This window comes from Kocuria rhizosphaerae (assembly GCF_044462265.1).
In the GTDB taxonomy this organism is placed as follows: Bacteria; Actinomycetota; Actinomycetes; order Actinomycetales; family Micrococcaceae; genus Kocuria; species Kocuria rhizosphaerae.
This window is the reverse complement of the sequence record NZ_JBISWL010000055.1, coordinates 62354-86984: the sequence shown is the minus strand read 5'-3', so window position 1 is coordinate 86984 and position 24631 is coordinate 62354. Positions and strand designations below refer to the sequence as shown.

18 protein-coding genes are annotated in these 24631 nt (G+C 67.2%); 9 read left to right on the top strand and 9 right to left on the bottom strand.

What is annotated here, in order from left to right:
- Positions 1 to 13: 13 nt before the first annotated feature.
- The 4 genes from ACH9EU_RS06605 to ACH9EU_RS06590 form a co-directional block, all read right to left on the bottom strand.
- Positions 14 to 3322 carry a sigma factor-like helix-turn-helix DNA-binding protein gene (locus tag ACH9EU_RS06605; RefSeq protein WP_396413149.1) on the bottom strand — a complete coding sequence of 1103 codons (3309 nt, stop codon included), beginning with the start codon at positions 3320 to 3322 and terminating at the stop codon, positions 14 to 16.
- Positions 3300 to 4367, bottom strand: coding sequence for a restriction endonuclease (locus ACH9EU_RS06600; RefSeq protein ID WP_396413148.1), 1068 nt, complete (start codon positions 4365 to 4367; stop codon positions 3300 to 3302). The genes ACH9EU_RS06605 and ACH9EU_RS06600 overlap by 23 nt, the downstream gene beginning before the upstream one ends.
- Positions 4368 to 4672: 305 nt before the next feature.
- Positions 4673 to 5593, bottom strand: coding sequence for a LysR substrate-binding domain-containing protein (locus ACH9EU_RS06595; protein ID WP_396413147.1), 921 nt, complete (start codon positions 5591 to 5593; stop codon positions 4673 to 4675).
- A gap of 23 nt (positions 5594 to 5616) precedes the next feature.
- Positions 5617 to 6963, bottom strand: a complete 1347-nt coding sequence (locus ACH9EU_RS06590) for an MFS transporter (protein WP_396413146.1) — start codon at positions 6961 to 6963, stop codon at positions 5617 to 5619.
- A 196-nt stretch (positions 6964 to 7159) separates the two neighbouring features.
- Here ACH9EU_RS06590 and ACH9EU_RS06585 point away from each other — a divergent pair, with 196 nt between their 5' ends.
- Positions 7160 to 8665: an AMP-binding protein gene (locus ACH9EU_RS06585; RefSeq protein WP_396413145.1), complete on the top strand. Its 1506-nt coding sequence runs from the start codon at positions 7160 to 7162 to the stop codon at positions 8663 to 8665.
- Positions 8662 to 9459, top strand: coding sequence for a TIGR03084 family metal-binding protein (locus ACH9EU_RS06580; protein ID WP_396413144.1), 798 nt, complete (start codon positions 8662 to 8664; stop codon positions 9457 to 9459). Before ACH9EU_RS06585 ends, ACH9EU_RS06580 begins: the two co-directional genes overlap by 4 nt.
- 220 nt (positions 9460 to 9679) lie before the next feature.
- On the opposite strand, the gene ACH9EU_RS06575 is transcribed toward ACH9EU_RS06580, so the two are convergent.
- From ACH9EU_RS06575 to istA, 5 genes are all read right to left on the bottom strand, one after another.
- Positions 9680 to 10345, bottom strand: a complete 666-nt coding sequence (locus ACH9EU_RS06575) for a response regulator (protein ID WP_396413143.1) — start codon at positions 10343 to 10345, stop codon at positions 9680 to 9682.
- Entirely contained in the window at positions 10342 to 11349 is a 1008-nt protein-coding gene (locus ACH9EU_RS06570) for a histidine kinase (RefSeq protein WP_396413142.1), read from the bottom strand. The genes ACH9EU_RS06575 and ACH9EU_RS06570 overlap by 4 nt, the downstream gene beginning before the upstream one ends.
- A gap of 1063 nt (positions 11350 to 12412) precedes the next feature.
- The gene (locus ACH9EU_RS06565) at positions 12413 to 12802 is read right to left on the bottom strand and encodes a hypothetical protein (RefSeq protein ID WP_396413141.1); all 390 of its coding nucleotides are present in this window, start codon (positions 12800 to 12802) and stop codon (positions 12413 to 12415) included.
- Positions 12803 to 13371: 569 nt separating this feature from the next.
- A complete protein-coding gene (gene istB, locus ACH9EU_RS06560) occupies positions 13372 to 14157 on the bottom strand; it encodes an IS21-like element helper ATPase IstB (RefSeq protein ID WP_396413140.1) in 786 nt (261 codons plus the stop codon).
- On the bottom strand, positions 14157 to 15365 hold the full coding sequence (istA, locus tag ACH9EU_RS06555) for an IS21 family transposase (protein WP_396413139.1): 1209 nt from the start codon (positions 15363 to 15365) through the stop codon (positions 14157 to 14159). The genes istB and istA overlap by 1 nt, the downstream gene beginning before the upstream one ends.
- A gap of 500 nt (positions 15366 to 15865) precedes the next feature.
- Between istA and ACH9EU_RS06550 the strand changes: the two genes are divergently transcribed.
- From ACH9EU_RS06550 to ACH9EU_RS06520, 7 genes are all read left to right on the top strand, one after another.
- Positions 15866 to 17221 carry an acyl-CoA dehydrogenase family protein gene (locus ACH9EU_RS06550; RefSeq protein ID WP_396413138.1) on the top strand — a complete coding sequence of 452 codons (1356 nt, stop codon included), beginning with the start codon at positions 15866 to 15868 and terminating at the stop codon, positions 17219 to 17221.
- A gap of 140 nt (positions 17222 to 17361) precedes the next feature.
- A complete protein-coding gene (locus ACH9EU_RS06545; RefSeq protein WP_396413137.1) occupies positions 17362 to 18702 on the top strand; it encodes a SidA/IucD/PvdA family monooxygenase in 1341 nt (446 codons plus the stop codon).
- A gap of 5 nt (positions 18703 to 18707) precedes the next feature.
- Positions 18708 to 19079, top strand: a complete 372-nt coding sequence (locus ACH9EU_RS06540) for a cupin domain-containing protein (protein ID WP_396413136.1) — start codon at positions 18708 to 18710, stop codon at positions 19077 to 19079.
- Complete coding sequence (locus ACH9EU_RS06535; protein ID WP_396413135.1) at positions 19076 to 20617, top strand: class I tRNA ligase family protein; 1542 nt, start codon at positions 19076 to 19078, stop codon at positions 20615 to 20617. Before ACH9EU_RS06540 ends, ACH9EU_RS06535 begins: the two co-directional genes overlap by 4 nt.
- A gap of 1 nt (position 20618) precedes the next feature.
- A complete protein-coding gene (locus ACH9EU_RS06530) occupies positions 20619 to 21746 on the top strand; it encodes an FAD-dependent oxidoreductase (protein ID WP_396413134.1) in 1128 nt (375 codons plus the stop codon).
- Positions 21743 to 23041, top strand: coding sequence for an ATP-grasp domain-containing protein (locus tag ACH9EU_RS06525; RefSeq protein ID WP_396413133.1), 1299 nt, complete (start codon positions 21743 to 21745; stop codon positions 23039 to 23041). Before ACH9EU_RS06530 ends, ACH9EU_RS06525 begins: the two co-directional genes overlap by 4 nt.
- Positions 23042 to 23231: 190 nt before the next feature.
- Positions 23232 to 24587, top strand: coding sequence for an FAD-binding protein (locus tag ACH9EU_RS06520; protein WP_396413132.1), 1356 nt, complete (start codon positions 23232 to 23234; stop codon positions 24585 to 24587).
- Positions 24588 to 24631 lie beyond the last annotated feature (44 nt).

The window sequence follows — 24631 nt, the reverse complement described above, 5'->3', positions numbered from 1 at the left end:
TGAGGTGCGGCACTCACAGCAGATCCAAGATCTCGTTGACGTCGGCGCGATAGGTGGGCAGCACCGGAGCGTGACCGGTCTCCAACGTCTCTCTGACGCTGGTCAGTAGTTCGGCGATGTCGCTGTCCCCACGCTCACGATATGTGCCGATAACACTGCTGACCGGCGAGGTATCCGGCAACCCGACCGCTGCAGCAACAGCAGCCCGCGCTTGGTCGATATTGGTTGTCATCGGCGCTCCGATCAGGGTGAGCGCGTCCAATAGCGGGATACCTGTCAGTTCGCGTGCTAGGTCAAATGTGAAAGTGCCGTTGTCGTGGATGACGAGGAATGCTTCAGCGCTGACCGGGATGTCCTGCTCCATGAGGAAGCGCCTTATGGTGCCGAACTGGGGTTGGAGGCCGGTCCAAGCCACAGACTGCGGGCCGAGCGCTGACTCTAGCTGGCGAGTCTCGCCGAACTCCAGGTCGAGAATGCTGGCGACTGCCATCGGCGCGACCGACCCGCTGCCCCGAAAGTGGTCGCTCGTGATGCGGACGCGGTATGCCCAGGCTGCCTGGCGCCGAAACATCCGGCGCGTCTGCTCGGGGCTCTTGCGGGGGCCCCCCGGGTCACCGGTCACCAAGCGCACGATCCCTTGTTTACAGGTGAACGGTGGCGCGCTGGCGTAGGCGACAACGCTGCTGGCGGTCACGGTGTATCGCCCGGTGATGTACTCCACTAGCTCGTTCAGGTCCGCACGACCTCCACATTGAGCGACCCGCTCCCGGATGACTGAGCGGATGCCTGAGTAGGCCTCGAGGCCCCATTCCTTGAGCGCCCACAGGTCCTTGTCGACGCGCTCGAATCGCTCGTCGGTGCCCATCGCGTTGCGGAACGAACGAGCGCTGCGCTCGAACACAAATCGATCGAGGATCTGCTGCGTGCTGAGCGGTGACCCGACGATCGAGAGAATGGCAGCACCGTAGTCACCTACGGACCGGGTACGACTCAGTACATGTCCACTCTCAATGATGTAACCACAGTGCGTCAGCCACTCGGCCGTGAGCTCGGCCCTGCACTCTGGTCGACTGGTCTCCACGAGATCGAGGTCATCGAGCAGGACCACTCCATATGGATCGGCGCGTTCCTGAAGCTGGGCCTGGGTTACGCTTCGAGCAGAGTCCATGCTGGGAACAACGCACCAGCCGTCTTCAATCTCGTAGGAATCATCGAGCCGGTCGAGCACACGCCAGGCCGGTTGTTGAACCAGATCTACGCTCTTACCGAGCGCCGGAATGACCGTAATCAGATCCTCAAGCGGACGGATAGTACCCATAAGCGCACGGACCGAGTTGGCAACCATTTCTATAGCACTGCCATTCGCGAAACATCCGAGCATCGCACCACGAGCCTTACCTTCAACTTGACGAATGCGTTCCCTGGTCACGCCAAATACGTTTCCAATGTCGTCTAGGGTCATCATTCTGTCGGCAAAAACTCGGTTAGCAAGTACATATACTGCGCGTTCGTCGAGATTACTCAAAACGTCTCCGAAAAGCTTGGCGACGTCCATCCCAAGTTCTTCATCACAAAGAATATCCTCAGACCGCAACTTCTCGAGTCGATGCTGCGCCTCCACAATTTCGTTCGGGGCACCAGGAGGAACAGGGCGCCCGAAAATCGGGAGCTCCGTCAATCCCACAGTGACATACCAGCGCGCGACTTGGGCCAAGTCGTTCATAAACGGCAACATGCGGTCCAGTGGTTGAGCTGTGTCTGCAGGCAGGGTGCCCATGTCGGATCTTTGCTCTTCGGCGAAGAACGGTGATGCGGCTTCTGCCGTCTGGCGGTCCTTGTCAAGAGTCGACATAGAGTCTGAACTCCGGTACTCCTCAACGGATATGACATGGAAACTAGCTGGCTCATGGCACTTCATCACTGTTGGCGTCGCCTGAGAGGTTGATGCGTCAGCCAGCGCCCGCAGCATGTCGTCAACCGTTCCAATGCCTACCTGCGGCCAGTCCATGATCGACTCCACCGTCATACCAACAATGTCTGCAGCCGAAATAAAGCCGCGTCGAGCGAGCGCGTTGACTGCCCGGACAGGCAGCTGGAGTCGCTGCAATTCAATATTGGGAGAAAGGCCAGGAAAGATTTGCCCTATCGGCCAGCGTGTCAGCCTCTCCATGGCAAGTTCGGCGATCTGAGCAAGGCGTTGGTGGCGCTCGACTACCTCGGCGTCCTCGATGGCGTCGTCCCACCATGCCGCGTTATCCGGCCCCGCCACTCCTCTGAGCCATGGGAACGCATCGAGCCAGCTTGTGGGGCATACGTCACCGAGCGACCAGCTTTCAGTCATATTCCCGGTTCCGGGAGCGTCCTGGAGGATGACGTTCTTCTTGTGCCGCCGAGTGTCGAGCACCGAGTCGATCTCCGAACTCGGCGGAAAGCACCCCTCGGCGAAGAGGTGGTCCACGCCGAAGCTGGCCTCGTCGGGCACCAAGTCATTCTCCTGTCCTGCGCCCGCGGGGGCTGTCTGGATCCTCTCCGAGGAAAATTCTCTGCCGGTGGTCACGGGGGCCTTCTTCCCTTCTGCGTCGACGGACAGTTCCGCGATGCTGTGATGCTGTGCGGTGGGGGTGGCCAGGTACTGGTGCACCCGCCGGAGCAGGCTCACGTAGGCGGCGGCCGCTCCAACCTCCCCGGGCCGTGGTAGCTGGATCCCGAACATGTCGCGGGTGAGTTTCATGTGGTTGCGTTGCAGCGGGAAGAACGTGCGGGGCCGCGCATAGAACAGGCCCGTGGCGATCCTCCAGCCGAGGTCGAACTTCTCGAACAACGCTTCGAGGGCAGCCGTGAAATCGGCTTCACGGGAGGGGTCGTCGAAGTGGTCGGCCCATGCGCAACCGGTGACGAACACCCGCCAGAGCCGGTCGACCTCGTCCGTCCGCGTCTTCGCGTAGTGGAACCACCACGCTTGCTTCAGGCGAGTCATCGTCGCGCCCGTGAAACTCGTGGGCACGGGAACGTCCAGTCCGAGCTGCGACGCTACGAGCTCCGCGAGCCGGGTGCGACGCCCGTCCCTGTCGTCCTGGCTGTACAGCCACATGATCGTGAACGGGCACATGTCCTGGACGGGTCCCTCGGTGTCACCCGGAAACACGTCCGGATAGACCTTCGAGCCGATGTCGGCCCTCACCGCGTCGAACGCCCGGGCAAGTGGCACACGGTCGTCCCGAAAGTCGAGCAACCTGGTGGCCACCACTTCGTAGAAAGAGATCCAGTGGTAGGGGTTGTCCGGCGACATCTCCCGGTGGTCAGCAATGTCCGTCAAGGCCACATCCGTCACCACCCCTCGGACTCGCGGTCCACGACATAGACCTCACGCAACGGCATCCGGGCGCGCCACTTTTGAGGCAGGTCCTTGTAGTGCCGCAGTGTCGTCTCCACGAGGTCCTGGCCGGTGAAGAGTCGGAGGTCCTGGCGCACGCGATCCAGGTCCACGGCATCCCGGCTGTGGCTGCCCAGGGTGACGAAGAACCCCAGTTCCCGACGGGCCGGGCGCCGATGAGTCGCTGGACGTCCGGACGGCTCTGCACGGCGGCGGTGTGCTTGCACTGCACCTTGAGCAACGGGGGCTCGAGACCCAGCGAATCCTTGTGCGCGACGACGTCGACGCCGCCGTCTGCCACGTAAGGGCTCACCCATGCTTGATGCCCAAGAGCCCGCAGCAGGTCGGCGACGAAGTACTCGAACTCCTCGTGGCTCAACTCCTCCAACAGGGTCTTCCGCACGAAGTCCTCGGTGTACTGGTGGAGCTTGCCGGCACTGGGCTCGTCGGCCGCCCACTCGTCGAGGTGCTCCGGCTCCTCGTCGACGGCAGCAAGACGAGGCGTTTCCTCGATCGCCCCGGGCTGCTGGTCGAGGTACGCCAGGAAAGCGGCGACGTTGTTCTTCACGCGGAAAAGCGTCAGTGCGGAACCGATCTCGTACAGGGCCTTCTGCGGTGAAATCCCGCGGGGCACGCCCGTACGGAGCCACTCCACCCGACGGCGGTGGTAGTGCTCCTCCACCTCGGGGTGGAACTCGTACTCGCCGATCACGCGACCGAAGTTCAGGGTGCCGTCCAGCTTGTACGGGGCAATGGCGAGATCGCCGACCTGCATCTCGAAGGCGAAGCACAGCAGAATGCCGGCCCACACTGGGGTGGCACCAGGTTCGGCCTCAGGGTAGGCGCGCTCGACGACAACCTTCATGCAAGTGCGGTCGTTGCCGATTTCCTTCAGACTGCCGATCTCGTCCCAGCCGACGTTGACAAAGCCCGTCTCCACCAATTCCGCGCTCAGCGCGTCGTTGTGGACGCCCCACATCGCAGGTCTTGACACACTCTCTCCTTTCGGCCGGAGGCGTCTCCGCAGAAGCATGGCGTTGCGTTGGCCGTTGCCCCTTCTCTAGCGAGCCTAGGCGGGACGTGCACATGTGAACTAAAACGAAACTCATGTTTCCACTTTGGTGTATCGGAGCTTCTTCCGGTACGTCAGGAGGGAGTCGTCGTGTTGCCGATGCACTGCAGCGGTCGCAATTTCTCTCTCTCGGCGAGGCAAACATATGCAGGCGCCGCTGTTGTGATCGCCGCCTGGCGTCACCCTTGTTCTTCATGTCGTGCACCAACGAGCGCTCCGCGGCCTGACTACTGTCGGTACAAGTCCGGCGGCCTGTAACTCGGCGCCGCCGCCTTCGCGGCCAGGACGAACGCCCGGACCTTCGCCGAGGGCCGCCGCCCCGCGGGCCAGGCGATCGAGACCCGTTCCGCCCGGGGCGGCGGGTCCAGGGGACGGCTGGCCACGGGGAGTCCTTCGTAGCTGAGCCCGCCGGCCGGCTCCTGGATGAACAGTGAGTAGCCCATCCCCCGCGCGACCAGCGAGCGGATCAGCTCAAAGCTGGAGAACATCTCCTCCGCGCCCGGAGTCAACCCCTGGCTCGTGAAGTACTCCATGACGTACTGCGGGCTCGGCGGGGTGTCGAGGAGGATGAGCCGCCGTTGCATGAGCGCCGTGGCGGGAACGGTGGTCTCGGCGGCCAGCTCGTCATCGGCGGCGAGGATGACGTGCATGCGGGTGCGGTAGAGCTCCACCGACTCCAGCGTGGGGTCCTCGTGGAGGTTGTAGGAGACCGCCACGTCGATCTCCCCGGCCCGCAGCCGCTTGAGCAGCAGATCCTCGGGTTCGGCATGGGCCCGGAAGTGGACGTCGGGGTGGGTGCGGGTGAAGGTGTCCATCATGGCCGGCAGGAAGGTCGGGGCGATGGAGCTGAAGCACCCGACCGTGAGCGTGCCGCGCAGCCGCTCCGGGTCCACGGCCCCTTCGAGCTCCTCGGCCTGGTGCAGCAGGATCGCGGCCTGCTCGAGGACCTCCTGGCCGGCCTCGGTGAGCACGATCCCCTGGGCCTTGCGGCGGATGACGAGTTCGGCATCGAGGGCCTTCTCCAGCTCCCCGAGCGCGCTGGCCATGGCCGAGCGGGAGACCATCTCCTGCGCGGCGGCGGCACTGATGCTCCCGGTCCGTGCGATCGCCCGGAAGTACTCGAGCTGCCGCAGGGTGAATCGGGCCATCAGTGCCGCCTCGCGCCGGGGGATCAGGTCAGCTCTACCGTACGGGTCTCCGGCATCCGCAGGGTGACGACCGCAGTGACCAGGCAGGCCACGATCAGGGCGACGACGAACATCCAGTGCATCCCCTGGGACGAGAGCCACGTGTTCAGGTACGGGGCGCTGCCGCCGAAGACCGCCGCCGAGCCGCCGTAGGTGAAGCCGACCACCGTGGCCCGCACCCGGGTGGGGACGAGCTCGGTGAAGATCGCCCCCAGCGGGGCGCAGGCCGCGGCCAGCAGCACCGAGGCGATCGCCATGCTCGCGAACAGGCTCACCGGCCCGGAGCCCAGCATCCACTCCAGCGGGAACGCCAGGACGGCGAAGCCCAGGGTGAAGACGAAGACCAGTGGCTTCCGCCCCCACCGGTCGGCCAGCCGGCCCATGACCGGGATCAGGCAGAGGAAGACGCCCTGCGCCAGCAGACCGGCCACCAGGGAGTGCTGGGCATCCATCCCGTGGACGGCCACCGCGTAGGACGGGGCGAAGATGAACCAGGTGTAGAAGACCACCACGCCGCTCATCGACAGGGCCGAGATGTGCAGCACGGCCCGCTTCTCGCTCCACAGGGTGCGCCACACCGACGGACGGGCGACGACGACGTCGTCGGCCGCTGCCGCCTCGACGCTGCGCTCAAAGACGTGGGACTCCGCCATCCGAAAGCGGATGAACAGCCCGTAGAGGCCCAGCAGGGCGCCGGCGACGAAGGGGATCCGCCAGCCGAAGGAGGCCATCTGCTCGTCGCTGAACACGGTGGTCAGCAGCACCCCGAGGCCGGTGGCGGCCATGGTGCCCACGGCCACGCCCAGCCACGGCGTGGAGGCCCATAGGCCGCGCTTGCCGGCGGGGGCGACCTCGGCCAGGTATGTGAAGGCCGAGCCGGTCTCCCCGCCGTGCGAGAGGCCCTGGAGCAGCCGGGCGCACAGCAGGATCGCCGAGGCGACCACGCCGACCTGCCCGAAGGTCGGGGAGACCGCGATGATCAGGGAGCCGACAGCGGCCAGCAGGATCGCCAGGGTCAGGCTGAAGCGCCTGCCGCGGACGTCGGCGATCTTGCCGAACAGCCACCCGCCGATCGGGCGCATCAGGAACCCGACGCCGAAGACCGCCAGGGTCGCGAGCAGCGCCGAGAGCGGGTCCCGGTTGTTGAAGAACTGGGCCGCGAAGAACGGCGCGAAGATGGCGTAGATGTTCCAGTCGAACCACTCGATGGCATTGCCGATGTTCACGGCCACCATGTCGCGACGGCGGCGGGAGGCAGGCGGCGCACTGGACGGGCTCGCGCCGGGTGGCGCCGGGGACAGCGTGGGCAGGGCAGGGCGGGACAGGGACATGGTTCCTCCTGGGCGGCGGGAGCGGGATGACGGGACGTGATCTGGATCACGCGTTGGACCGATCATCCAGGGCCGGTCACGGCGCCGACAAACCCGAAAAATCGGCCTGCCAGGCCGATTTTTTGACCATGGGCAGGGGCCGCGAGTGTGCGTAGCGTCACATTCAACACCTCCCGTCCGACCCGAAGGATTCCCGATGTCCCAGCACGCCCGATGGCTGACCTACCAGGCCGCCCGCGTCCCCGAGCACACCGCCCTGCGCGATCTCGCTACCGGCCGCAGCTTCACCTACCGCCAGACGCTCGACCGCGTCCAGCGCCTCGCCGGCCACCTCGACGCCGCCGGCATCACGAAGGGCGACCGGGTCGCCGTGCTCAGCCGCAACAGCACCAACGTCTTCGAGGTGCTCTACGCCTGCGCCGCCGTCGGGGCGGTCATGGTCCCGCTGAACTGGCGCCTCTCGACGCCCGAGCTCCAGGCCGTCACCGCGGACTGCGCTCCGAGGCTCGTCCTGCACGACGCCGCGAGCGCCGAGGTGACCCGGCAGCTCACCGACGCCGCGATCCCGCTGCTCGGCTGGGGCGGGGCGAGGGACGAGTACGAGGCAGCCATCGCCGCCGCGACTCCCCTCGCCCGCCCGGTGGAGACGAGCGAAGACGACCCTTGGGTGATCATCTACACCTCCGGCACCACCGGGCTGCCCAAGGGCGCGGTCCACACGTACCGCTCGGTGCGGGCCAACATCGAGAGCTCGGCCTTCGCGGGCGACGTCCACGCGGAGTCGGTGGTCCTCACCGTGCTGCCGACCTTCCACGTCGCCGGGCTGCACCTGTTCGGCAACGCCGCCCTGATGCACGGCGGCACCAACGTGGTCATGGAATCCTTCGACCCCGAGCAGACGCTGGCCCTGTTCAGCGACCCCGAACAGGGCGTGACGCACTTCTGCGGGGTGCCCGCGATGTTCCAGCTCATGGCCTCCCTGCCGGGATTCGAGGAGGCGCGGCTGCGGCCCGTCGTCGTCGCCGTCGGCGGCTCCCCCGTCCCCCGCACCCTCGTGGACCAGTGGGCCGCCAAGGGCGTGAGCGTCACGGCCGACTTCGGCGCCACCGAGGCCGGGTCCACCATCCTCACCATGCCCCCGCGCGGCAGCGACGGCCCCTCGGCCATCGGGATCCCGGTGATCCACGCCGAGTGCAGCGTCCGCGACCTCGACGGCACGGAGGTGCCCGTCGGGCAGATCGGCGAGCTGTGGGTGCGCGGCCCCCTGCTCATGCAGGGGTACTGGAACAAGCCCGAGGAGACCGCCCGGGCCATCACCCCCGAGGGCTGGTTCCAGACCGGCGACGCCGCCCAGGTCGACGAGGACGGGATCTTCCACATCGTCGACCGTTGGAAGGACATGTACATCTCCGGCGGGGAGAACGTCTACCCCGCCGAGGTCGAGAGCGTCCTCTACCAGCACCCCGAGGTCGTGCTGGCCTCCGTCGTCGGGGTCCCCCACGAGCGGTGGGGCGAGACGGGCAGGGCGTTCGTCGTCCTCACCGCCGGCTCGTCCGTCACGGCCGAGGATTTGCGGGGCTGGTGCCGCGAGCGACTGGCGGCCTACAAGGTGCCGGCGGAGGTGGAGTTCCTCGAGGACCTGCCGCGCAACGCCACTGGCAAGATCCTCAAGAAGGAGCTGCGGACTATGGTGAGCCGATGACTCGCCCCGACCTCGCAACCCTGCTGGCCGACCTGCGCGCCGAGGGCGAACTCCTCGAAGAGCTGCTCCGTCCGCTGCCCCTAGCCGACTGGGACGCCCCTACCCCCTCAGACGGATGGGCCATCCGGCACCAGGTGGCCCACCTCGCGTGGACGGACCAGGCCGTCCTCAGTGCTACCGAGGACCCGGGGTCCTTCGCCGCGCTGCGGGAGCGGTTCGCGCGCGATCCCGACGTCGTCGACCGCGCCGCTCAGGAAGGCGCCGCGCGACCGTCAGCCGAGATCCTCGAGTCGTGGTGTCATTCCCGGAGTCGCGTGCTGGAGGCGCTCGCGGCCGTGCCGGACGGAGGCCGGATCCCGTGGATCGGCACGCCCCTGGGCGCGGCCATGATGGCCAGCGCCCGGATCATGGAGACCTGGGCCCACGGCCAGGACGTCCGCGACGCCCTCGGTCTCCCGTCGTCCGACTCGCCCCGGCTGCGGCACATCGCCCACCTGGCCGTCGCCGCCCGCGACTACGCCTTCCAGCAGCGCCACCTGCCTCCGCCTGCGGAGCCGTTCCGTGTGGCGCTCACCTCCGGCTCCGGGGACGTGTGGACGTGGGGACCGCCGGACGCCGCCCAGCGGGTGCGTGGAAGCGGCCTGGACTTCGCCCTGCTCGCCACCCGCCGCCGGCACCGCCAGGACTGCGCCGTCACCGCAGAAGGTCCCGATGCCGACGCCTGGCTGGACATCGTCCAGGCCTACGCCGGACCGCCCGGTCTGGGCCGTGAGCCGCGGTCGGAGGCGGGATGAGGCGCACATGTCGGCCTGGCTGCTGAGTCCCAACCCCGGAAAGCCCCCGATGATCGATGGAGCTGGATCGGTGGGCCATGGTGTTTGCAGGTTTCGCGAGTTTCATCTGAGCGCCGACGGCCGAGCAGCTACCACCGATTTCGCTGCGCAGTCCTGCCGGCAATGTTGAGGCGGGAAGGACCTTACGGAATTCATCCAGAAAAAATAGATTCCTGCCCGATCATGGTGTGACGAGCCCGCTCTGGTACGCCAGGGCGACGGCTTGGGCTCGATCGCGGGAACCGGTTTTGATGAGGATCCGAGCGATGTGAGTTTTCACGGTGGCTTCGCTGAGGAAGAGGCGGTCCTTGATTTCGGCGGTGGACAAGCCGTGGGCCATGAGCGCGAGCACTTCGCGTTCGCGTTTGGTGATCCGTTCCACCAGTTGCGATGACCCCTCGCCCCGGGTGGGCACGTTGGCGAGGGCAGCAATAACTTTGCCCGCTACGGCCGGATCGAGCCACGAACCTCCGGATGCGACGGTGCGGACTGCTGTAATCAGATCTTTTGGGGCGACGTGTTTGAGCAGGAAACCGCTGGCCCCGGCTCGCAACGCTCCATAGACGATCTCGTCATCGTGAAATGTTGTCAGCATCAACACTTTGGTGAGGCAGTCCGGGTCTGTGTTCGACGTGATTATCAGCCGTGTGGCCGTGACTCCGTCCACCTTGGGCATGCGGGCGTCCATGAGCACCAGATCCGGGTGATGGGAACGGGCCAGGTCGACGGCCTCCTGCCCGTCGGCAGCTTCGGCGAGGATCTCGAAGTCGGGCTCGGCGGAGAGCAGCATCACGATGCCCGCGCGGACGAGTGGTTGGTCATCGACGACGATGATGCGAATGCTCATGAAGTGTCCTTGCTGGAAGACAACGTTGATTCCTGCTGCGGGATGGACGGATGAACGGGCAGGTGTGCTCGGACGAGAAACCCATCAGCCACCGGTCCGGTCTCCAAAGTTCCTCCCACCAGGCTGACTCGCTCCGCCAAGCCTGTCAGGCCATGACCGGAGGACAACGTGCCCGCCCCTCGCGTGCCAAGGCCTGCCCGATTTCGCACAGTGAGTCCCAGAGCGTCCAGCTCCCAGCGGAGATGGACGCGAGCTGATGCACCGCGCCCACCGTGCTTGATGGTGTTGGTCAGCGCCTCCTGCACGATGCGGTAGGCGACCAGTCCGACACCACGGTCCAGTTCGGTGGGGTGCCCCTCCACCACGACCTCGACATCCACTCCAGTGGCGCGCACCGAGCTCACCAGGGCATCGAGATCACGCAATGAGGGAGGAGGCGCGTACTCCTCGCGGTCCTGTTCCGGACTGGCGGTACGCAACAGCTCGAGCAACCGATGCAGCTCGCCCATGGCCTGCACTCCTGTGTTCTCGATAGCCTCCAGAGCGGCTCGCACCTGATGGTCCTCACGGGCTACATATGTCTGGGCGCCGGCTGCCTGGAGGATCATCGCGCTGACCGAGTGCGAGACGATGTCATGCAGTTCGCGGGCCATGTTCAACCGCTCGGCCCGCACGGCCGCCGCCGTTTGTTCCTGCTTCTCCAGCTCGACACGGCGGTCCGCGGCATAGGAGTTCCGCCCCAGACCCCACACCGTCAGGACCAACGCCGACCACGGCACAACGACGACCACAAAGGTGAGAATCCGATTCGCCTCATCGGCCAGGACCGCGACGTTGTAGCTGTTGACGACAACCGGAGCCACACACAGCGCCAAAGCCGCCCGTGCAATCCGTCGTGATTCGCTGCGGGCGAGGGCGTACAGGACGACCATCAATCCCGCGACGGGGGCGAACATGGGCATCAGCAGGCCTGACAGGCCGTACGTCCAGTGCAAGGCAAACATGAACCGAGGAAAACGCCAGCGCCACAACATCAGGGGATAAATAAGTGCCGTCATAGCCGGAACGACCCACCACGGCAATGACGTCCCATCGCGAAGCGGGGTCGAATTGTTCCACAACAGTAGGTCCACCCCTGCGGCGGCTCCCACAAGGATCAATTCTCCGGCCCACCGCAGCCGGCTTGGTTTCCCTGATCGATCGGCGCCTTGCCGCCTTGTCAGCGACATTTTGGCGGCCACATGATGCATACCCAGTTCCCGAAAACAGGTAGACGTCCGGGAGGAGGAGGCGTGGGAGGGGAAGGCTCCGTGGGAGGGGAAGGCTCCGCGGGAGGACGCCAATCGGTCTGTGAAAGTGAATCCAGGTGGTCCGCGGTGGTCCTGAAATTCTCCCGTGCTGAGCGGGCCGCAATGACGCCGGGTATCTCGGACTCCGGGGACCGTGCAAGCGTACGCAGTTCCAGGGCTACGATCGCTCGATCCGTTGATGAACCCTCGCGCCAAAGAACATGCGGACCCTTCTCGACATCGATGACTTCAACGAACGTGGGCGAATCAGGCGTCCCTTCCCCCGGAAATAACCCCACTCGCAGCCGCACGGGGCCCCTGCCAGCGGCTATCCGGCTGCTCAACGGTGGATGCACCAGCACTACGTTGGAAGCCACCAACGACCCCTGGCCGACCCACCGGCCAGTCCTCCCTACCGCACCCACTTCGTGGATGGACACGATCGTGCGATTCGCCATGATGAGGACTCCTCCACAACAGGCCGGGGCAATGTCGAGTCGGAGGTGACAGGCACCGCTCACCAGGCCTTACATGTGATGGCATTGTCTCGAACCTCTGCCCTTCCTGTCATCCACCTGGCACGGTAGAAGGGGCACCGTACCTACTCTGTCAGCGGTATGAGCCGCCCCGGATCACGTCCCCCATGGCCGCTGTAAGCGGACGCTCGTCACCTCAATCCCGTGCACGATGGTTGTTGTAGGCCGGATCCCCCTTCGGGACGAACCCGACTCCTCCACGGTGCGGCCCTGCCGCCACTCCCCCGTTGGCTCTCGGACATTCACCTGTTCATGATGACAGTCTGCTCCATACCGGCACTTTCCGGAGCGGTCGGTCCTGACTGTTGTGCGCTCTCGGCGGCGCTCAGAACCTCGGAACGAAGGAGAGAGAGGTCCAAGGCATCGCCTTCACGAAGGCCCTGGCTTTGAATCCAGCGGCGGGCGCAGGGCAGGATTCTACTGCTGTGCTGAAGGGTTTCCGAGTATATGGCCGAAATCCGCGTCGGCTGCTCCCCGCCGTCACCGAAGAAGATGAGGGCTACGGGATGGTGAGCGAGGCCCACCTCGCCGCGAATGGCACTGACGACACGCCCCCGGAAGGACATCCCAATATCAAGATCCCAGACTCGAGCCTCGGAAAGAGATTCAATGCGTGGATCATCGTAATACATGACGTACTCCTGCTGCGGGACGTGGTATTCATCTGAACAGATGGGACGCGCCACCGAGGCAAACCCTTGGTGATCAGGTGTGTCGGATGTCAAGAACTCCGCATGATGTGCACACAAAGGCGTTCATGTGGTGCACGATCAATAATTGTCGGCCGCGACGGGGAAGTCGTCGGCCTGCGGAAGCAACTTCACGTTGCAGGATTCACGGTGTGCCGCGTACTGCTCAGGCATCAGGTGCGCCGCTTTGCCTACATGGAAGAGGACGCCGTGGACGGCCGAAGGGGCAGCGCTCCCTCTGAGCACCCCGTACGGCCGAGGTTCCCGGTGAATCCTCGGATCGGCTTCTGCCGTGCTCGGGTCGGCTCCACGGCCCCCTGGTGGTTCTGAGGGGGCTTCGATCCAGCACCTCAACCCTCCGCCCGGAGACGTCATCGCCCTTCCGGCTGCGACCGGCCCATGAGGATCAGGCCCGTCGCAAGCGAGATCGCCGCACCCACGGCCCACCGACCTGTCCACGACGGTCGAAAAGTGAGCAGTAGCGACGGTCGAAAAGTGAGCAGTTGGTGTCGCTAGTTGGTCTGGTGGGTGGTGCTGGGCAGGGAGTCGGTGCCCAGGGTCTTGAGGCGGTAGCTGGCTCCTTTGAGGGTGTGGACCTCGGCGTGGTGGACGATGCGGTCGATCATGGCCGCGGCGATGGTGCCGTCGCCGAAGACCTCACCCCACCGGGCGAAGGGCAGATTGCTCGTGAGGATCAGCGAGGCCTTCTCGTAGCGGGTCGAGACGAGCTGGAAGAACAGGTTCGCGGCCTCCTGCTCGAAGGGCAGGTAGCCGACCTCGTCGATGATGATCAGCCGGTACCGGCCCAGCTTGCGCAGCTCGGCATCCAGGCGCCCGGTGTCGTGAGCGTTCTTGAGCCGGTGGATCCAGTCCACGGCGGTGGCGTAGAGCACCCGGTGGCCCTGCTGGCAGGCGGTGATGCCCAGGGCGGTGGCCAGGTGGGTCTTGCCCGTACCCGGGGGCCCGAGCAACACGATGTTGCCGGCCTCGGCCAGGTACCGCCCCGAGGCCATCGCGGCGTAGTCCGTGTGGGTGATCGCCGTCTGGGTGGTGAAGTCGAAGTCCTCGGCGGTCTTGATCGCGGGGAACCCTGCGGCGGTGATCCGCAGCCGGGCCCCGGAGGCGTTGCGGGCGGCGACTTCGCGCTCGAGCACGGCGGCCAGGTACTCCTCGTAGGACCAGTGCCCGGCCCGGGCGGTGTCGGCGATCCGGGCGGCGGCCTCACGGATCCGCGGGGCCTTCAGGGAGGTCGTGAGGTACTCCAGGGTCTTGGCCGTCTCGGCCGGTGTGGTGGCCATCAGGCGACCTCGATCCCGAACGCGCGGTCGTAGTCGGCCAGGTCCCGCACCAGCGGATCCGCCTCGGTGCCTGGGTGGGGGCGCTGCTGGTAGGCCCGGCGCAGCACCGCGGCGCCGGCCACGTGGGCCGGGTCGGTGACCGTGGTCGCTGACGCCCAGCAGCGGGCGTGGTCGGCCACGACCCGGCCCTGATGACGCACGAGCACCCGGTGCAGGTCGGCGGTGACCTCGACCATGGATCCGATCACGGTCGGGTCCACGGAGTAGTCGTTGCCGGCGACCCGCACGTAGTAGTCCCGGCCCAACCGCACCCAGGTGCGGTGCCCGACCGCTGGGGCGACCGGTGGCAGCGGGAGCATCGCGGCCCGATCAGCGGTGATCAGCTCCGCCGGCCGGGCGGCGATGGCCCGCACCCGCCGGGTGTTGGCGGCCACCAGCCAGCCTCGCAGCTGGGCGTTGAAGTCGGCCGGGGACGTGAAGGTGCGCCCGGGCAGGAACGAGGTCTCGAGGTAGCCGTTGGCCCGCTCCACGATGCCCTTGGACTCCGGGTCGTAGGGCTTGAGCTGCACCAGGGTCGCCGCCATCGTGCCCATGAACGCGGACACCCCCTCGGCCGGGCGGCCCCCGCGGCCGATGCCGGACTCGTTGTCCCAGACCCACCGCCGCGGCACACCCTGAATCTGCTCGACCACCAGGTGCCACATCCCGGCCAGCAGATCACCGGTGGTGCGCGAGGGGATCATCACCGCGGTGACGAACCGTGAGGAGGAGCAGACCATCACCAGCACCGGCGGTGATCCCTGCTGAGCGTCACCCAGCGGGATCCGTGCCGGCGGGAACCACAGATCGCACTGGACCTGGTCCCCGGGCCGGTAGGACAACCGGTCCGCCGGATCGACCGGGGCGTACTCGCTGCGGATGGCTCGCAGGTTGTCCCGGAACCAGGTGATGGACCCCGACCACCCCACCCGCTCGGCCAGCACGGTGGCCGGCATGGACGGGTGCTCGACCAGCAGCGCCCGCACGGCCGGCTCGACATCGCTGAACGCGTTGGGCCCGGCGGACCTCTCGTAGCGCGGTGGTCGTGGCGCGGCCACGGCCCTGGCGACCGTGTTCCGCGAGATCCCCAGCCGCGACGCGATCTGGGACTTCGGCACCCCCTCGGCATGCAGCCGACGGATCAACGCCCAATCTTCCACAGTGATCACACTCCAATCGTCGAGTGCTCACTTTTCGACCGTCGCATCTGCTCAGTATTCATCCGTCGTCGACACGACCGTGGTACGCGGGAACGCCTGCCTACCCGCTCAGCTGTACGGCTGGTACATCCCATCGTGCATTCGTGATGACTGTCGTTGCAGGACGTTTTTGATCTGACTCGATCCCACCATTGAACACATGTGGACCAAAGCCCCTGACCGGAGATTCACGGAGTTCAGTTGCCCGCTCGATTCAGCGAAGGCAGCGAACTGCAGGGATGCACCTCGCTCGTCGACGAGGCCTCCGGACATCAACTCCGATCACGCTCTCCGCACCCTGAGTTGTCGGCGATCGACGAAGAGAGAGCCGAACACATACGGCAACTCCGGCCTCGCATGTTGTCCCGTCGGATCCCGCGGAGTCGGCCCCGGGCTGTTCGGCACACGAAGAACCGTACTGGTGGTGATACCTCATGGGGGCATTGCCTGATCAATGTGGAGGAAAACACGTGTCCAGCGCACCGCGACCGACAATGGACGGTCCTTTCTCGAGCGCATCGATGGAAGTCGCCCTCGAGCCGGCGAAACGGTCCACAAGAGGACGGGCCGGAATGTTCGGCGACGGCGCCACCGGTGCAGATGCCGCCGAGGCCCCGGTCGAGTCCTCGCCCGCGATCACGGCTGCCGACGTCCTGGAACGGGCGCGTGCACTCGCGCCGTTGCTGCGGGAGCGCGCCGCCGAGATCGAGCAGGCGAGACGGCTGCCGGCCGATGTGGTCGAGTTGCTGCGCGGCACCGGCGTCTTCCGCATGGGCTTCAGCAAGGAGTGGGGTGGTCCAGAACTGAGTTCGGTGGAGCAGACCGAGGTGATCGAGGCCATCTCCCACGGCGACGCGGCCGCCGGCTGGTGCGCCATGATCGGCTCCGACTCGGGCCTCTACGTGCAGTTCCTCGCCGAGGAGGTCGCCCGGGAGATGTTCCCGAGCTTGGACATGGCGACGGCCGGCCTCTTGTTCCCCACGGGCCGTGCAGAAATCGTCGACGGCGGTTATCGGCTTTCCGGACGCTGGCAGTTCGGGAGTGGCATCACCCACGCGGACTGGGTCGTCTCCGGCGCGTTCCTCTACCGCGACGGTGAGCCCGAACCCAGCCTCGACGGCGACCCGCACGATTCCAAGCTGTTCATGGTCCCCCGCAGCGACGTCGAGGTGATCGACACCTGGCACACGACCGGTCTGGCAGGCAGCGGCAGCTGCGACTACATGATCGCGGACGTCTTCGTGCCGGCCGAGCGCACCCTGACTTTCGACACCGTGCGCAACGGGGAGGGGCCACTCGCCCAGCCAGAGGTCCATATGCGCAACATGCCCGGGGTCGCCCTGGGGGTCGCTCGCGCCGCCCTCGACCACGCACACCACGTCGCCTCGAGCCGGACCAGTCCGGTGAGCGGCCGGATGGCGGACGACTACCGCGTCCAGACCACCATCGCCGAGTGCGAGTCCGACTTCGAGGCCACCCGCCACGCGACGTACGCCGCTCTGCGCCGTCAGCACGAGGTGCTGGCGGGCGGGGGGAGCATGGCCGATCTGACCCCCCGTGAACGGGCCGCGCTGCCGCTGTCCAGGCGCCATGCGTTCCGCACGGCCCGCTCGATCGTGACACGTCTCTACGACCTGATGCAGACCGGCTCGATCTACCGGTCCTCGCCGATGGACCGCTGGTTGAGGGACAGCCACACCATGTGTCAGCACGTCGTGGCGCAGGACCGCATCCTGCAGTCGGCCGGCGCCCACCTGCTGGGTGGCACCCCCTCGTTCCCGCTGTCCCTGGGCCTCACCTCGACCGCCCGCAGTCGACATGGCTGACGTGGGCGCCTCCTGGTGAATCCCAGTGAAATCCACACTCCGGCGCGGCCCGACACGGACCGGTCCCAAGGTGCCGACGAGCACCCGAAAAAATCCATTCCTGATGACAGACCCGACCCCATCAACAGACGAGGTAAATCATGTACGAGAAGACCGTTGACGTCCTGATGATCGGAGCCGGCCCGGCCAACCTGGCGCTGGCGATCGCGATCGAGGAGTCCGCACCCCTGGACGTGGCGCAGGACACGCTCATGCTGGAACAGCATCCGGATGTCAAGTGGCAACGGAACATGCTCCTGCCGTGGGCCAGGAGCCAGGTGTCCTTCGTCAAGGATCTGGTGACGCTGCGCAATCCGCAGAGCCGGTTCTCGTTCCTGAACTACCTGCGCGTCCAGGGCCAGCTGGACGAGTTCGTGAACCTGTCCACCTTCAATCCCTATCGCTGGCAGCTCTCCGCCTACCAGCAGTGGGTGGCCGACGAACTCGAGCACGTACGCATCCAGTTCAACGCCCGGGCCACGCACGTCGCGCCGCGCCACGCCGAGGACGGGTCGGTCCAGGGCTGGGTCACCGTCCTCTCCGACGGCACCCGGATCAACAGCCGAGATCTTGTCATCGGGATCGGGCGCGCCGCGCGCATCCCGGAGGTCTTCCACGGTCTTCCCGCCGAGCGGGTGGTGCACAGCACCCAGTACGGCAGCCGCATGAAACAACTTCCTGCCGACGCCCGGCCGCACCGCCCCGTGGTGATCGGCGGCGCACAGAGCGCGGCCGAGATGTTCATGGCGCTGCATCAGGACGTCCCCGGCTGCGAGCCCACCATGATCCTCCGGTCCATCGGGCTGCAGAACTATCAGACCAGCAAGTTCGTCAACGAGCTGTTCTTCCCCTCGTTCGTCGACGAGTTCTACAAGATGCCCGCCGAGACCCGGCTCCAGGTCCTGGAGGAGATGAATCCGACCAACTACGCCGCCCTGGCGCCCCCCTTCCTCGACGAGATCTACTCCATGCTGTTCCAGCAGCGGATGCTCGGCCAGCAGCGTTCGTTCGTGCGTCCCCTGACCGAGGTCATCGGTGCCCGGATGGACGGCGACGACGTCGTCCTCGACGTGCGTGACCGCAAGAGCGGCAACGTCGAGCCGCTGCGCTGCGACATGGTCTTCCTGGGCACCGGCTACGACCAGCAGATGCCGCCGCTGGTCTGCGACATCGTCACTCGGCTGGGCCTCTCCGAGGTGACGGTCAGCCGGCACTACCGGATGGAACTGGGTGTGTCCGGCCGCGGCGCGATCTACCTCCAAGGCGTCAACGAGCGGACCCACGGCATCGCCGACTCGCTGATCAGCGTGCTCGCCCACCGGTCCCAGGAGATCACCACGGATCTGCTCGAGCGGCGCACCGACCTCGGCGCACTGCCTGCCCCTCACCATCCGGTCGTCCTCGACCGTGCGGCGCGGCGCGACCTGCCGGTGGAGGTGTGAGGGCCGTGTTCGAGCTGCGCACCCTGGATCCGGAGAACATGACCGCCGCCTACGGGCTCGACCTCGAGCGCCTTCTGCCCTGGCCGGCGCTCAACGCACCCTTCGAGGGGGCGTGGTGCGTGCTGCGGGCGGGCGACGAGTCGACGCCCCACTCGCACCACGAGTACGAGATCTTCATCGCGATGGCGGGCCGTGCGGCTCTTGACGTCGATGGCACGAGGTGCCCGTTCGGCGCCGGCGACATCGTCTACCTCCCGCCCGGCTGCACGCACCAGGTCGTCAACGACAGCCCGCACGACTTCGAGTACTACAGCATCTGGTGGGACGGCGAGATGTCCTCGGCCTTCCTGGCCCGTCACGAGGAGCAGTCGCAATGAGCCCGACGACACTGATCATCTCACCGGCCCCCACGGCCAACGGAGACCTGCACCTGGGTCACATCGCCGGGCCGTTCCTGGCGGCCGATGTGCACGCGCGCTATCTGAGGGCGACCGGCCGGACCGCGCTGCTCGCCACCGGTACCCAGGACACCTCGACGTACGTCGTGACCACCGCGCACAGGCTGGGCACGACTCCGAAGGAGCTCGTGGAACGGTCGACCCAGCAGGTCGAGGCCACCTTGGCGGCGGTCGGGATCGGGGTCGATGCCTTCACCCGTGATGAGGACGGTTTCACCAAGACCGTGCTGGCCTTCATGGAGGACCTGTACGCCGCAGGCAAGCTGGAGCTGCGCACGATGCAGCTTCCCTACTCGCCGGCGACCGGTGAGTTCCTCGTGGACGGTTTCGTCCAGGGGTTCTGCCCTCGCTGCCTGGCCCGCGGGTGTGCAGGACTGTGCGAGAGCTGCGGCAGCGTGGTCGCTGCCGGAGACCTGCTCGATCCGTGCTCCACGCTGGATCCCGCGGACCCGGTCGAGCTGCACGACTGTCCCGTCCTGGTCATGCCGCTCGAGCCGTTCCGTGAACGGATCAGCGCCCACTTCGCCGAGCATGCGGCTCGGATGCGGCCGCACCTGGCGCAGGCCGTCGAGGAGATGCTGTCCCGTCCGCTTCCGGACTACCCGGTCACCTTCCCCATCTCGTGGGGCATCCCCGCACCGTTTCCGGAGGTCGCCGGGCAGTCGATCAATCCCAATGCCGAGCCGGCCGCGTGGAGCATCTATTGCGGCGCCCTGGCGGCGAAGGGCCGCGGAACGGTCGGGACCACCGACGATGAGCTGTGGCGGCCGGAGGCCGGCACACGAGTCGCCTACTTCCTGGGCTTCGACAACACCTATCCCTTCGCCATCGCGGCCGTCGCCATGCTCCTCGCCACCGAGGGACGCTACGTGGTGCCGACGGACTTCGTCACCAACGAGTTCTACGAGCTCAACAACGCCAAGTTCTCGACCAGTCGCGGACACGTGGTGTGGGCGGGTGACCTGGTCACCCAGTTGCCCCGCGACCTCGTCCGGTTCCACCTGGCGGTGACCAGCCCCGAGAACCAGCGAACCAACTTCAGCCACGAGGCCCTGTCCCACGTCACGTCATCGCGCCTCGTCGACCCCTGGAACCGCATCGCGCGGCGGATGGACCAGTACGTCGGCTGCGGACCGCTGCCGGTTTCGGTCCGCTCGCACGCGGCGGCCCAGAGCATCGTCGCCCGGTTCGTGGCCTGTTACGAGCTGGAGTACTTCAGCCTCACCCGGGCGGCCCAAGCCCTCACCGAGCAGTTGGCCAGGCTCGCCGACTGGGCCGTCGCCCCAGGGGACGAAGGCGACTTCTGCCACGAGGTCGACGTCGTGCTGCGGTGCGCCGCCCCCATCCTGGTCGACCTGGCCGAGAAGGTGCTGGACGAGTCGTCGCTTCCGGCCGGAGCCGGTCCGAGGACCGTGACTCCGGTCGCCCTGCCTCGGCTGCTCGATCGGATCAGCTGACGTGACGACGCAGACACTCTGCCCGCCGGCGTCGGCTGCGGCCTCGGACCGGCACCTGGTCATCGTCGGTGCCGGCGTCACAGGCCTGGTCACCGCCGTACGGTGCGTGCTCGCCGGCCACGACGTGACACTGCTGGACCGCGGGTCGATCCCGGATCCGCGATCGACCTCCTTCGACCAGCATCGTGTCCTCCGCGCCCTCGACCCCACCGACGCAGGACGCACCCGCCGCGCAGCTGGGCTGTGGCGCCATTGGGCGGGGCTGGAGTCCGTGCTGTGCGGCGAGAGCAGCCAGTTCCTGCGGACGGTCGGGTTTCTCACGAGCTGCCACGAAGACCTGTTCGGCAAGGCAGAGACGACGGCGGTCCAGGCCGGACTGGCCTTCCGGACCGTCGAGCCCGACGAGTTCCCCCACTTCGGCTTCCCGGCCGGAACCCGGGGGATCCTCGAGGCGGACGCAGGAGTGCTGCTCGCCGATCAGGCACTGGTCGCCGCAGCGACCTGGCTTTCGGCGCAGCCGCGGGCTCACCTGCGCCCTGGCACCGAGATCACCGAGGTGGACCCTGTCACCGGCTGCGTGTCCGGTCCCGACGGTGTCGTGGCTCGAGGAGATCTCACCCTCGTCGCCTGTGGTCCGTGGTCCGGCGATCTCGTCGGAGTTCCCACCGTGGCCCACCGGCAGACCACGGCCTGTCTGCGACCTCCGACCGAGCTCAGGACGTGGTGGCGCAGTGCGCCGGCCGCCGGCCGGCTCGGTCACGACGGACGCGCGTGGCTCGTGCCGCCCGTCGGCAACACCTCGCTGAAGATCAGCACGGACGCGGTACGTCGCGACATCGCCACGATGGCCCTCGAGCCCACGGAGGACGAGTCGTCGTGGTGCGAGAAGATCCTGGGCTCGGGGGTCGTCCGCGACGTGGCCGACTACGACGTCATTGCTGTCCGCCGATGCCACTACACGACATCCGTCCACAGCGACACCCTCGGACTGGTCCGCCTCGGATCCCGCACCTGGGCGCGCGTGGCGAGCGGGCCCGACGGTTTCCGGACGGCCCCGCTCGTCGCGGAGCGGGTGCTCCACGCCCTCCAGCCACTCTCAAGAGCACGCACGGAAAGGAAGACGACATGAGCGACTCCAGGAGCGCACTGCTGGTCATCGGCAGCGGCCTCAAGCTCTACCGCGAGTACCTGGTCAAGTCTGCGGCTGCCCGCGCACGTCGCGCTGGGCACGCGCTCGTCCTGGTCAACAACCTGAAGCCGACCTGGCAGCACGAGTACTTCGACGAGATCAGCGTGGTCAATGTGTTCGACCACGCGCTGCTGGCCGAGGCCGCCCGCGACGTGGCCACCCGGTTCTCCATCGCAGGTGTCCTCTGCTGGGACGAGCCCCTGGTGATGCCGGCCGCCGAACTCGCCGTCGAGTTCGGCGTGCCGGGGCTCGGTCTGCCCGGGGTTCAGGGCTGTCGGGACAAATACAGCGCCCGGACCCGCCTCACCGAGGGCGGGCTGCTGCAGCCGGGCTTCGCCATGTCGGCCGACGTCTCGGAGGCGCGCGCTGCGGCCGACCGGATCGGCTATCCGGTCGTCGTGAAGCCACGCGCCCTGGGGGCCAGCATGGGCGTGGTCCTCGCACGGAACGAGCAGGAGCTGCAGGACGCCTTCCGTGTCGCCTCGGACGCCAGCCTCGTCGGTGACGAGGCATTCCGGGGTGGCGCCATCGTCGAGGAGTACGCCGTCGGCCCCGAGATCAGCGTCGACGGAGCCGTGCACCAGGGCGAGTATCTGCCGATGTTCGTGGCACGCAAGCGCACCGGCGGTCATCCCTACTTCGAGGAGATCGGTCACGTGGTCGACGCCGACGACCCGTTGATGTCCGATGCGGCCCTGATGGACACTCTCGCGCGCGCTCACCGGGTGCTCGGCATCGAGGACGGAATCACGCACTCCGAGGTCCGGCTGACCGATCGCGGCCCCCTCATCATCGAGATCAACGGCCGGGTCGGGGGCGACCTGATCCCCTTCCTCGGCAAGCTGGCCACCGGCATCGACCCGGGAGAGGTGATGGTCGACGTCGCCCTCGACAACCGTCCCGACATCGTCCCCGAGTCCCGCGGGGTGGTCGGCATCCGGTTCGGCTACCCACAGCACGACTGCCTCGTCCGATCGGTGCAGCTGCCCGAGCAGGCTCCTGGACTCGTCACGGCGTCCGCGATGGTCGAGCCGGGAACGACGTTGCGCCTGCCCCCCGGCGGATACATCGCACGCCACTCCTTCGTGGTGTGCCACGCAGACGACTCCGTGACGTGCGAGGAGCACCTGCAGGCGGCGACCGACCAGGTCGTGCTCGACGCCGAGGTCATCGCGCCCAAGCCGGCCGGCTCGATGCTGGAGATGCCGGCAGGGCTGCTGGAGGTGGACAAGTGATCGGCTGCGAGGGCCGGGCGTTCCAGCCGGCGGGCGGTGGAGACGGCGCCCTCGCCTGCTGCCGGCAGACCGGCGACCTGGTGCGGGCCGGGGTTACCGGCGGACCCCTGCCGCGTGGCGCGAGCGGGGCGTCCTACCTGGAGGAAGTCCGGTCGCCGGTGCAGGCTCCCACATCGGGAGAGGAGCAGCAGTGAACGACGTCGAACGACTTCGGGCCGCCGTCGACGGACCCGTGCGACTTCCCGGCGACGCCGGTTTCGACGAGCTCAGCCGGCCTTTCAACGAGCGGTTCCGCGACGTCGTGCCCGGTGCCGTCCTCTCGGCAACCGGGACGGCAGACGTCAGCAGAGCCATCGCTTGGTCACGGGACACGGGGGTGCGCCTCTCGCTACGCGGAGGCGGGCACAGCTACGCCGGCCACTCCTCCGGCAGCGGGCTGGTGCTCGACCTGAGCCGCGTGGACCAGGTGCACGTCGACCTCGAAACCGGGTTGGTGACCGTCGGCGGCGGCACCAGGACGGGCGCGCTGCACGCCGCGCTGCGGGAGCACGAGCTGGCCCTCCCCCTGGGCAACTCCCCCGCGGTCGGCATCGGCGGGCTCGTCCTCGGTGGCGGCGTCTCCGTGGTCTCACGTGCCATGGGACTCACCTGCGACACGCTCGTCTCCACGGAGATGGTCCTGGCCGACGGTCGGGTCGTCACCTGCAGCGAGCAGCACAACGGGGACCTGTTCTGGGCCTGCCGGGGCGGCGGCGGCGGAAACTTCGGGGTGAACACGTCCTTCACGTTCCAGGCGCAGCGGGTCCCTCCGACGTCGACCTGCTTGATGCTGTGGGACCGGCGCCACGCGGTGGACGTCCTGGCCACCATGCAAGAGGTCATGCGCCGCGCCCCCGACGAGTTCGCGGCGCGGATCGGCATCAGCCGCACCGCAGACCGGGACGGGATCGTCTCGGTGGTCGGTCAGCACCTCGGGCCGGCCGAGGAGCTGCGCGAGCTGGTCGCTCCTGCGCTGTCGGTGGCGTCCGCGGACCGGATCGACATTGCGGACCGGAACTACTGGGCGGCGGCGGAGTACCTGCGCCACGCCACGGCCGGTGGCGCCTTCGCCGTGCGCACGCGCACCACCGGTGGGCCTCTCGTCGAGGACGGGCTCAGGACCATCGTGACCGCCGTCGACGAATGGCCGGGCAGCAGCAACCCCGACGGCGCGGGGGTGGGTCTCTTCACCTGGGGCGGGGCCATCAATCACGTCCCCGCCGAGGCGACCGCCTTCCCCCACCGGGACACGCTGTTCCTCGTCTCGATGGACACGTCGTGGCGGTCCGACGACGCGCCGGAGACCGTCCGGAACAACCTCGACTGGCTCGACACCCTCCACAGCGACATGGGCGAGTACGCCAGGGACGCGTCGTATGTGAACTTCACCGACCCGGATCTCGATGACTGGCGGGCGGGCTACTACGGCCCCAACGCCGCACGCCTCACGGAGGTCAAGCAACGCCATGACCCTGAACGCATCTTCTCGTTCGACCAGGCCATCTGATGTCCAGGCCGTCTGACCCGCCGCTGGCGCCTTCTCGACCCGAC